Source organism: Calditrichota bacterium (assembly GCA_014359355.1).
Lineage (GTDB): Bacteria > Zhuqueibacterota > Zhuqueibacteria > JANLFK01 > Oleimicrobiaceae > Oleimicrobium.
In genome coordinates, this window is sequence record JACIZP010000268.1 from 1 (window position 1) to 11,140 (window position 11,140).

Consider the following 11,140-nt stretch of genomic DNA (forward strand, 5'->3'; position numbering starts at 1 on the left):
AGCGCTCTTGTACTCCATACTCCCCTCCCTATGGTACATAAAGCTTCCTGTTTCTCTTGTGCAGACTCACCAAAGATGAGAGCCCAGTTCGGGCGATAGGGTCAACCGGGCCCTGTCGAAGACACCCCTCTCGATTTCCCCAGAAACGACATCGCACCATCGACAGAAATGTGCGCCGAGCGCCCGACCGCCCCCCGGTCATCAGTTCTTCTCGGTGACCTTCCAGAGAATAGACTGAGGAGCGCCTGTGGACCCTGAGCAGCCTGGCGCCAGACCTCCCACTTAAGCCTTGGCCTACCCTTCAGATCGCGGGGAGTGGCCTCAGGAGGGCCCGGACGCGTCCTCTGAGGAACCCTTCATGAAGACTTTCCTCAGCTCCTTCTCTCAGAATTCCTCTGCCCCGTTGGCCGTTCGTGCCTTGGGCCGAATAGCTGTCTCACCCTTTCACATACGAAATCTGCTCACAGATGCGGCCATCCACGACTTTGAAGATGTCCACGCCGCGGAGCCGAAAAGTCCTCCCCGCTGCGTCGGTCCAGTGTCTTCGCCAACGGAGCAGGGAGCGAGTGCCGAGGCCGTAGACTTCCTCCACTTCCAGTCGGACGTCTTGCATTTGCCGAAAGAAACGTTCCCAGAAGGCAAGAACCGCGCCTTTTCCCCGCAAAGTGTTTCCCTCGGGTGCCGGGCCGGTGGTTTCCAGGACGCAGTCTTCGTCCAGGAGCTGTGCGATTCCCTCGAGGTCATGGCGGTTGAATGCCTCACCGAACTCGAGGGCGAGCCGTGCGGCTGCTTCCACGCGTGACATGCGCATGGCCGGGTCCTCTGCCGGGAAAGGAAGCGGCATGTCGTTGCACTTCCCGGGTCTCCTTCACCGTCAACGCACCACAGCGATCTTCCTGGTGGCAGAAAACTCGTCAGCCCTGAAGCAACAGAAGTACACCCCGCTGGGCACGGGTTCGCACCTGTGGTCTGTGCCGTCCCACGATAAGGAGTGGACCCCGGCGGCTTGGTACTGGTGGAACAGCGTCCGTACCCGTTGCCCGGCAGTGTTGTAGATTGCCAGCTCGACCTGTGCCGGGCGGGGCAGCCCATAGCGGATCAAGGTCGTCGTATGCAAAGGGTTTGGGTGAACAGGGTGCAGGAAAAACGAAGTGGGCAGGGGAGCTGTCCAGGCCGGCCCGACGGCCGTGGCCACCGGGGCGGAAAACTCGGAGGTGTTGCCATGAGGATCGGTAGCCGTGGCGGTGAGATACGGGCCCGCGAATCCCCCGGGCTTGCTCAGCACCCAATTGCCTGCCCCGTCAGCCGCAGTCGTGCCCTCGAACACAGCGCCCTGACCACCGGCATCGGAAAAGAGCTCAACCGTCGCGAAAGGTACGGAGCTGCCCGACGCCTGGGTCGGTGTGACACTGGTAATCACCGGTGCGGGGAAATTTTGATTTCCGCCGCTCATCAAGCCGATCCCTTTCCCCGCATTGCTATGGATCGAGTTGCGGGAGATGGTGTTGTAGTACGCCTCGCCGAACGAGCCGTCGATGAGAATGCCCGTCTGATTGAAGGCGATCAGGTTCTGCATGCCATCCTCAGGGCCGCCGATGAGATTCCTCTGTGACACGTTGACAATGCGCACGCCGATGGTGTTGCCGAGCGGCGAAAGCCCGGTTGCGTCTGTGCCGATATAGTTGCCCTGGATTATGTTGTTACCCCATGGGCCGATTGCCACCGCACAGGAGTTGCCGGAAATCAGGTTCCGTGCCGCCGGTTGGGCTCCGCCGATGACGTTCATGCTCGCATAGGTGCTGATGGAAACTCCTGCAGTACGATTGCCCCATGCCGCGCTCCCTGTGGCGTCTGTACCGATGAAGCTTCCCTCGATACGATTCCCGCGGGCTCTTTCGCCGATGCACTCTATGCCGCGGTCAAGCCGGGATAGCACCAACCCGCGCAGCAAGTTGTTGGCACCGAGGACGAGGATGCATGAGCTTTCCGAAAGAGAGCCGTCCAGTACGACCTTGAGCGAGGCGTTGATCGGCTGGCCGAAGGGGTTGCTGTTTGGCGAAGCGCCTGATTGGGTGTAGCCGTCAATAACGGTGCCGCTGTCGGAGAGCTGAAGGGACTGCGTCAGGTAGATTGTACAGACGCCAGTGCTATCGCAGCCCGGGTCGGTGGGCGGAATGTTGAAGCGTATGGTATCCGGCCCGGGGTGGTCATTAGCATAGGCGAGTGCGAAACGCAGCGAGCCGATGCCCGAGTCGGCAGTGGTGGTCACCAGACATGGGGAGCCGACAACAATACGGCCGCCGATCACCGTGGCGATGGGCAGAACATGGCCGTAGATGTCGGCCAGCTGGACGTTCTCCATCAGCAACGCCGTCTGTCCAGTCGCCTGTGGGGAAAAGACCACCGTGGCAAGGGCTCCTGTTCCGTCCGGTCCCTGATTCACCCCAAAGGTGGCAGCTCCGAAGGTCAGTCTCCCAGGCCTGCTACCGTTGTCGATCTGGGGGCCCAAGGGGACTACCGTCCTGCCGGTGCTGCCGGGAAAAGGACCCACGGCAGCTGAAGTGGCGTGCACCACCTCCGAGGCATAGAGGAGGTCGAACTGGAACGCCCCCAGGTTTTGGACGTTGTCGACCACCACGTTGAGTGAGCAAGGCCGTCCGGTGAGCGCTGGAAGGTTCTCTGGGGATATCTTGAGTGTGGTCTGTCCCCACAAATTGGCAACGAGTGCCACAATGCACACCGCAAGTGCCAGGAGTGCAATCAATTGGTGGGAGGAGCCTTTCATGGGTTATCCTCTCCTTCAGGTTCTCTTCGCCTTGATCGGCCAAAGAAAAGCCGAGGGCGGCGTCGCCATGGCTGGTGAACGCCGCCCTCAGATTGAAGGCAAATTCAGCGCATCAGAATCATTTTCGTCGTCAGCCTGCGCCCGGCAGCGACGAGCTTGCAGAAGTAGAGCCCAGATGGAACGGGACGGCCTGCGTCATCGCAACCGTCCCAGGTGACCGTGTGGTCCCCCGGACTCTGCTCTCCGTCCAACAGCGTGCGAATCAATTCGCCCTTGACGTCGTACACCCGCAGCGTCACCGGCAGGCTCTTGCCTTGCTCTCCAGGTAGCTCGAAGCGGATGCTCGTCGTGGGATTGAAGGGGTTGGGGTAGTTCTGTTGGAGAACCATTTCCACTGGCAAAGCTGGGCTGGAGGCCACTGTGTAAGTGATTTCAGACACCGGCACCGGGCGCCCGTGCACATCGGCAAGCTGCACGTTCTCTATGCGCAGCTCCTCGGGCCGCTCAAGCTGAATGTGTGCCAGTGTGCCCGAACCTGTGGCTCCTGAAGGAGAGCCGTAGCTGAACGCACCGACCGTCACCCGCCGGCCCCCCTGCGCCACCTGGGGCCCCAGAGGGGTGACTACATTGCCGCCACCGTCTAGGAAGTTGCCGACCCCAAAAGAGCTCAGGTGCAGAGTTTGCGAAGCAACCAGGTCAAACTGGAATCCGGCGAGGTCAGTGGCGCCCACGGCATCGACCTCCCACGAGCGGCCGGGAGCGTCGACGCACTGGCGCACTGTCAGGCGCACGGGCGGAGGCGAGTCAATTGGCTCCATACGGGCAAGCCCTCCACCAGGCAGCGGCCTGTTCCACCAGGAGGCCACCAGTTGGATGTCGATGATGTCAACGTCCCCGTCGCCCTGGCCTTCATTGTCCACGTCGTATTGCGGATCATAGTTGGGGTCGCCGACTCGGGTGTTCCAATGGGCGCACACCAGTTGGATGTCGATGATATCGATGCGATTGTCGTTATTGACGTCGGCCCAGAAGCCCCTTCTCACGGTGATTTCCCCGTCGACCTCGCTGACCGGGATGACCACGCCGTCGATATCGCTCACCTGGACATTTCTGAGGTCAAGGCTCCTGCTTCCCTCACCGACACCCGTCCATGTGATGGTAGCCAAAGTGCCGGAGCCGCTCGGTCCAGCCTGGGTGCCAAAGGTGGCGGCGCCGAAGACCACCGTACCGGCGGTGGTGTCAATGGCCGGGCCAACCGGGATGACGGTGCGCCCCGTGCTGGCCAAGAATGAGCCGAGCTGTACGGGGGAGCCACCCCGCAACTGCACAATGGCCGGGTCGTAGCCTATCTCGAACTGGAAGCTGCCGATGTTGGTGACATTGTCGATGACCACATCCACCGCACCGGTGCGGTTCAGGTAGAGCTGTTTCTTGCCTGGCTCCATCCGCACAGTGACACCAGGCTCTGCCGCTCCGCTCTGATTGACGGTCACCTGACAGGGGCTGCCGCTTGCTCCGGGTGCGGTGACCGTGATGGTGCCGCTACGAGGCGTAGGGGAGGGGTTTGCGCTGTGAGCCACCACGATGGTGCCCTTGTTCGTACCGCTGGCGCCTGAGGTGATGGTCAACCATGTGGCCCCTTCGGTCACTGTGGCCGTCCAGTTCATCGTGCCGCCGCCCGTGTTGTCCACCTCGAATCCGGTCGTCCCCGCTCTGGCCGGAACATCGCGCGACGAGGGTGTCACCGCCAAGACGGGCACCTGCTCTGCAGTAATCGTGAATGGATGATCCGTGAGGTCGTAGACGTTGTAGGAGGTCAGCCGGACCCTTACAATGCAATTCGTCGAGGGTGTGTTGGGGATGGTCCACTGATAGGAGCTGCTCTGGGGCAGCAAACCAACAACGGTTTGCCAATGGCTCCCCCCGTCGATGGAATAGTCGATGGCATAGTTGGACAGTGGCACCATTTGCGCGGTCCACGAAATGGTCTGCGTGGAACCTACTGGCCACACTTCGCCGCCGTTTGGGCTGTCCACCCGGAGAAAACCGAAGAACACTCTGTACGTCAGTGTATCTAAGTTGGAGTAGGAGGACATGAGCCCCTCCCTCACCGCGGCGACACGAAAGACGTAGGTGTGCCCCACCGCAACATTGTCCATCTGGTAGGAGATGACGTTGGGGCCGAGCAGCGCCAAGGTATCCCACGGCGCATCAAGGCCGTCCTTGTACTCCAGCTGGAACCCAGTCTCGTCGTCCGAGTTGTCCTGCCAGGTGAGGTGGATCTGTGGAACGGTCTGATAGGCCTGGAGATTTGAGGGCGCGGCCGGCGGCTGTGGGCCACCCCCGCCCATTGGCGTCACCTCGTCGATGTAGATGCCGCCTTCATAGTACACGCCGGTCATTTTCCCCCAGATGAACACAGCTACCTTCTGGATGGTGTAGTTGGTGGGAAAGGTAGGGATAGATGACCAGTCGAACTCCCGATGATTCCAGGCGGCGTTGCCGTCACCGTACACGTCGTGGGTCAGGGCCTGCGCGGTGCCACTGTAGAAGGCTCTTATGCGCGCCTGATCGTGGTCGTAGACGATGACCCAGAGATTGGCATACGCCTGGCCGAAACTGGCCATGCATTCGGCAATCTCTACGGAAAAGCCTGTAGCCTCCTGCCAGGTCGGAGAGCCGGATAGATCAGGCGACATTAGCTTCATGACCCACCAGTTTGCCCCTGGGTTGGTGACGCCATGCCCCCCTAACGTGGCCAGTCGCAGTGTACCCTGCTGGTTGCCCACAGGATCGAGCCCGGGTGGGTTGGGGTAGCTCACCGCGTCCTGCCACCCATCAAAGAACGCCGAAGAGAACGGGCCCCTCCCTTGCTCGTCATAGGCGCCCTCCAGTGTCCAACCCTGCACGGTGCCGTCATTAAAGTCAAACTTGCCATAGGCGGATGGAGCCCGCGAGTGCAGCGCCCCGATGTCCTGGATCTCGGCGCTCAATTCGGCGCCACCACTCCCAGGCACGGACGGGTTTGGCTGAATCCGGAGGAGGGACACGGTGGCGCCGGCCGCAATGCCAAAGTCGCTCAGGTCAATGGCCTGCGTGCCGACGTACTGCCGGAAGGCGGTGAGATTGTTCGTGGTTCCGTCCCGGCTCACTGCCACGCGGTAAGCCTCAGCTATGCCGTACTCGAACACCACAAAGTCAGCGCCGTCTTCGTTGACGATCACGTTGTCGGTAAAACGGACGTCGGCCATGCCGGCATCGCCGCCGGCCACGACCCAAGTGTTGAGGTTGATGTCGGTGAGCGCGGTGTTGATGCTGGTGGTGCCATGTGGGAGCAAACCTGCCCCGGGCGGGGGAGAACCTACCTCAACAGCTTCGTCTGCAAACGCTGCCCACGACTGGAACGTGTAACCGCCAAAGTCTACCTGAGCAAGGAGCAGCGCGGGGAGGAAGAGCATCGTCAGCGGGACGGTGACCCGCAATGCATGTGACCATCTCATAATGCGCTCCTCTTGTCATGGTGAGATGCTAGTGTCACACCACCCCCGCCGCACACTTTCACCGGTAATATACCCTTAGCGCGTGCAAATGTCAAGCGAAAAGTGAACAAGAGTTGGGCAGGCCATTAAGCATCCTTGAGGCCTGCCGCCGGTCGGGCTCGGTTGGTAAGCAAGAGGAGTCCCCTGGTCTCGCGAAATATCCAGACGCACATCTGACATCGGTCCCGCCGGGCAGGCCTTTGCTATGCCCCGCAACGGCATGTGCACTTAACTCTTGTGGTGCCAACGTCTCGAGCTGATTCCCGAAAGCACTCTTGGTGTTAGGAGAAACGTGCGGGCTATGGCGGCGGGTCACAGTGATTCTCGGCATAAAGGAGAAAGGGTTCGGCTGATTCTGCTGCAGCCAAAAGCCGGAGGGCAGCGGGTACGTCCGGCGAAGGGCAGACGCTACACCCCGCCCTTATGGCGCCGGCAGAGCAATAGGTGGCATCGCCCGCGCTCCCGGGAATGTCTGCTAGGGCGCAGAAAGAGATGGTGTACCCCAAGGGACCCCTGTGTCTGTTCACTGACCGGGCGAGGGACTTGCCACGGCCAGCGCTGGCCAAATGGCAAGAAGAAATCTTGCTGCGGGCGGCAGACAAGGGCCGTGCGGCCCGGCATAGGCTCGTTGCTGTGACACGGTTAGCTCTTCCCCCGATCTGAATCAAAGCGGTCTTTGCTCTTGCCCCATTCCATGGCAGGAGTGGCCGCAGGAGCCCCGTAGTTTTGGAGTGTCCCCGATGGAGAAGCCGAGTCTTTCCCTGTGCAAGGATTCAGCCAAGCATGCTGCGAATCTCCGCCACGGTCTGGGAGAGCGGTGGGCAGTCGAACCACTGGCGCCCGGTCAGTTCGTTGCAAAAGCCCTGATAGACAAAGGAGATGAGCTCGGCCAAACGCGGTGGCAGAGGCGGAGGGTCCGCGTTGACTGCCGCCTTCCAGCCAACGGGATCATGCTTTTTTGCCGCATCCACCTCTTGAAACCAGGCTGTTGTCCTGTAGAAGATGCGCGCCACTTCCTTGCTCACCGGTACGCCATCCATGGTAAAGCGGCACTCGTCAGGAGTCCCCATCACGTCCACGACCATGAGGCGGCGGCGTTCATCGAAACCGAATTCCACTTTGCCGTCCTCGTGCACCAGTCCCATGCGTTGTGCCTCGGTCGTGATCATCTCGTTCAGGCGCAGGGCGGTGGTACGCAGCTCTGCAAGCTCCTCGTCACTCAGCCCTGCTATCTGCTGGGCCTCAGCCCAGGAGAGATAGCGGTCCGTTTTTTCGAGCTTGGTGGAAACATCGAGAATGGGCGCCTCCAGGACCTGCCCCGGCTGCGGCGGGTGAGTCAGGCCGAGCTCAGCTAATGTGAGGCTGCCCTGCTGCAGTCGCTTGAAAACGCTCGACCCCGGCGGGAGAGTATTGCGAAAGATGACCTCAAGGGGGAGGAGGAAATTGCACAGATGTGGGCCGTAGGCGGAATAGTCGTACACATGGCCTTTGAGCGTTGGGCGGACCACATTGAGCAGGGCCACCTCCATGGCCTTCGCCGGCGCCGAGAGCTCAGCCAGACGGAGTGTGCGCCCGTTCTCTACCAGCCCCCGATAGTGGGTGGCCATTCCCATCGCCTCGGCCTTTTCGAAGAAATAGGCGCCGATGAGGCACAGAGCCTCGCCTTTGTGCGCGATGTGGTCCGGCATCTCCCCCCAGTCGAACACCGAATAGCGGTCGGAAAACTCAAAGATCCCCGTTCCCGGTTGGTGCCCCTGCGGGGGTGTCACGACCCTCAAGTCCTTCACGCTTCCCATGGCGCACTCCTCTTCTCAGTTCTGGCACAACGGCGGGGGCAGAACAGCACGTGCAAGACTCGCCGCCGCCTGCCCACGATGTCCGAGCTGGTGAAAGATAGCATAAAGGACCCTCTAAGTCAAGCCATAATTGTCAGGGTGGCGCAAAAAAGGCTTGCACTTGTCAGAAAAAAACCTACTTTTTCTCCAAGCATCATGGGCGCGGGGTTTTTCGCGGACCTGAACTGGCCTGTCTTTGCTGGCGAGTACGAAGGGCGGTCCTTGGAGGTCGACAAGAGGAGGACAGGGATGCTCAACTACATCTGGCTGGCGTTGGTGGTCATCGCCCTTGTGGTGGGCGCAGTAACTGGCAAGATTGAAGCGGTCACCCAGAAGGCTTTCGAGATGGCCAACACCGGGGTGGACATCGCCTTGGGTCTCATCGGCATCATGGCGTTGTGGTTAGGCATCATGAAGCTGGCGGAGGAAGCTGGGTTGGTGCGCATGCTGGCGCGTGCCATCCGCCCGATCAGCACGCGCCTTTTTCCGGATGTGCCGCCAGATCATCCCGCCATGGGGGCGATGGTGCTCAACCTTGCCGCTAACTGGCTGGGACTGAGCAATGCGGCAACGCCGCTGGGCCTCAAGGCCATGGAGCATCTGCAGACGCTCAACCCAAAGAAGGATACCGCTACCAATGCCATGATCATGTTTCTCGCCCTCAACACGGGGAGCATCTCGTTGATTCCCGCCACCATGATTGCCGTGCGGGCCAAGACCGGCGCGGCCAATCCCTGGGACATCATCGGCAGCACGGTTTTTTCCTCGACCTTTGCCTGCATCACTGCCGTCACGGTCACCAAGCTGGTGCAGAGCATGGAGGGTGGCGTCGGGCAGTTTTTCGCCAGGCTCCGGCAGCATGCCAAGGGCATCGCCCTCTTTGCGCTGGTGGTCGTGACTTTGGCCGTCATGGGCGCGTTGGGCCTGCTGAGTGCCGGGCTCGCCCTCTTGCCTCCAGGTTTTTTCAAAAACGCACTTCTTCTTCTTTCCCAATGGGCAATTCCCGTGCTCTTGTTTATCATTCCGGTGCTCGCCTTCGCGAAAAAGGTCAAGGTCTACGAAACATTCATCAGCGGTGCGAAGGAGGGCTTTGAGGTTGCCGTCAAGATTATCCCCTACCTGGTGGGCATCTTAGTGGCCATCGGCATGCTGCGCGCCTCGGGTGCGCTGGATGTCTTTGTTCGACTTCTGGCGCCGGTGACCAACCTCATCGGCATGCCTGCCGAAGTACTTCCGGCAGCCCTCATGCGACCTCTCTCCGGCAGCGGCACGTTGGGCATCATCACGGAGCTCATCAACACGCACGGCGTCGACTCTTTCATCGGCAGGTTAGCTTCGACGATCTACGGATGTAGCGAGACGACCTTCTACGTCGTGGCAGTGTACTTCGGATGTGTGCAGGTGACCAAGACGCGCTACGCGGTGCCGATTGGACTGGTGGCCGACGCGGCCGGCGTGATTGCCGCCGTGTTCATCTGCCGGGTGATGTTTCTCTAATGAGATGGGCATGGCCGAACGCCCCCATCATGGGGTGTTCCGTTTGGCCCCTCATCACCGGGTCGAGAAGGGAGGCTGAGCAGCTGCTCCGGCCCTGGGTGCCTCGAGGTGGTTTATGAGCGTGCTTCGTAACGGTTCATCTCCCCTGCCGGGAAGAGGGGCGCGCGAGATGTACGCGGTGCTCTTGAGTGGGCGGCGCACCGTGGAAGTCGGTAAGGTACCCCGGCCCCAGCTTGACGAGCCTGGCCAGGTGCTGTTGCGCATGGCCTATGCCGGCATCTGCGGCTCGGACCTCCACTACTATCGCGATGGTCGGATTGGCGACCAGAAGGTGCGTTTCCCGATGATCGTGGGTCATGAAGGCACGGCGCAGGTGGTGGAGGTAAGTGAAGGTGTGACCAAGCTCCGATCTGGACAGGACGTCGTGCTGGATCCAGCCTTGGTGTGCGGCGCCTGCGATCAGTGCCGCACCGGACGGGCGAACACCTGTCGGGCGCTCCGCTTCTTGGGAAGTCCTGGGGGCCCCGCCGGCTGCATGGCCGAGTACCTGGTGATGCCCGAGAGCTGCTGTCACCCTCTGCCGCCTCAGGTGAGCCGGCGCCAGGGCGTATTGGCTGAGCCACTTTCCATCGCGCTGCATACCCTCCGCCTGCTGGGCCCTCATTTGCCGCAGACCATGGCAATATTGGGCGCGGGCCCCATCGGCCTTTGCCTTCTGGCAGCTGCGTCGGCCAACGGAGTGAGAGGCATCTACGTCACCGACCCATTGGACTGGCGGTGCGAAGCTGCTTTGCGCCTGGGCGCCGAATGGGCGGCGAGCCCAAACACCACGGACATGCTCAGAGAAATTCTGGGTGCGATGCCTGGCGGCGTGGAAGTGGTGGTCGAATGCTGCGGCGAGCAAGCAGCTCTTGACCAGGCACTTCAACTTCTCGCACCGGGCGGCAAGCTGGCCATCGTGGGCATTCCCCGTACCAACAAGGTGAGATTGGACATTAACCTTCTCCGCCGCAAGGAGCTCACGATCCTCAATGTGCGGCGGCAAAACGCCTGCTTGGCCGAGGCGTTAACGTTGCTTGCCGGCCAACTCCACGACCTGGCCTTGGTCACTCACGAGTACCCCCTTTGCGACGCGCCCCGTGCCTTCGCTGCCGCTGCCGCCTATGAGCACGGTATCATCAAGGCGGTCGTTCGTCTCCAGTAGCGCCTACCGCACGACCACCACGGAATTGAATCCGCCGAAGGGGTCCAGCTCCTGAGACTGGGCAGAAGGATCGTGGGTCCACACGGAACCGTCGACCACGAATTTGTACCGGTAGCGCCCCTCGCGCAAGGGCATGACAAGGCTCCAGGCAGTCCGAGAGCTGTCCTCTGCTTCCATAGGGTGAGCGAGGGGGTTCCACCCGTTAAAGTCGCCGGCCACAGCTACCGATCTTGCGGGGTTCATGGTTCGGTAGGAAAAGCGCACAGCTCGAAAGTCCTTG

General features: G+C 61.1%; 7 protein-coding genes. 2 read left to right on the top strand and 5 right to left on the bottom strand.

All coding sequences use genetic code 11. The annotated features are described in order from the left end of the window. Nucleotides 1-436: 436 nt before the first annotated feature. The 4 genes from H5U38_11850 to purC all read right to left on the bottom strand — a co-directional run bounded on the left by H5U38_11850 (nt 437) and on the right by purC (nt 8,120). The gene (locus H5U38_11850) at nt 437-811 is read right to left on the bottom strand and encodes a nuclear transport factor 2 family protein (GenBank protein ID MBC7187716.1); all 375 of its coding nucleotides are present in this window, start codon (nt 809-811) and stop codon (nt 437-439) included. Nucleotides 812-874: 63 nt separating this feature from the next. Further along, nucleotides 875-2,785 (bottom strand): T9SS type A sorting domain-containing protein, encoded by a 1,911-nt coding sequence (locus tag H5U38_11855; GenBank protein MBC7187717.1) that lies wholly within the window; start codon nt 2,783-2,785, stop codon nt 875-877. A 104-nt stretch (nt 2,786-2,889) separates the two neighbouring features. After that, nucleotides 2,890-6,285: a T9SS type A sorting domain-containing protein gene (locus H5U38_11860; protein ID MBC7187718.1), complete on the bottom strand. Its 3,396-nt coding sequence runs from the start codon at nt 6,283-6,285 to the stop codon at nt 2,890-2,892. Between the two features lie 812 nt (nt 6,286-7,097). Then, nucleotides 7,098-8,120 (bottom strand): phosphoribosylaminoimidazolesuccinocarboxamide synthase, encoded by a 1,023-nt coding sequence (gene purC, locus H5U38_11865; GenBank protein MBC7187719.1) that lies wholly within the window; start codon nt 8,118-8,120, stop codon nt 7,098-7,100. A 288-nt stretch (nt 8,121-8,408) separates the two neighbouring features. On the opposite strand from purC, the gene H5U38_11870 reads away from it, so the two are divergent. Then, nucleotides 8,409-9,656, top strand: a complete 1,248-nt coding sequence (locus H5U38_11870) for a spore maturation protein (GenBank protein ID MBC7187720.1) — start codon at nt 8,409-8,411, stop codon at nt 9,654-9,656. 115 nt (nt 9,657-9,771) lie between these two features. Then, nucleotides 9,772-10,860, top strand: coding sequence for an alcohol dehydrogenase catalytic domain-containing protein (locus H5U38_11875; protein MBC7187721.1), 1,089 nt, complete (start codon nt 9,772-9,774; stop codon nt 10,858-10,860). A gap of 3 nt (nt 10,861-10,863) precedes the next feature. Here H5U38_11875 and H5U38_11880 read toward each other — a convergent pair. Continuing rightward, nucleotides 10,864-11,140, bottom strand: a 277-nt coding sequence (locus H5U38_11880; protein ID MBC7187722.1) for an isoamylase early set domain-containing protein, incomplete at its 5' end; no start/stop codon positions are given.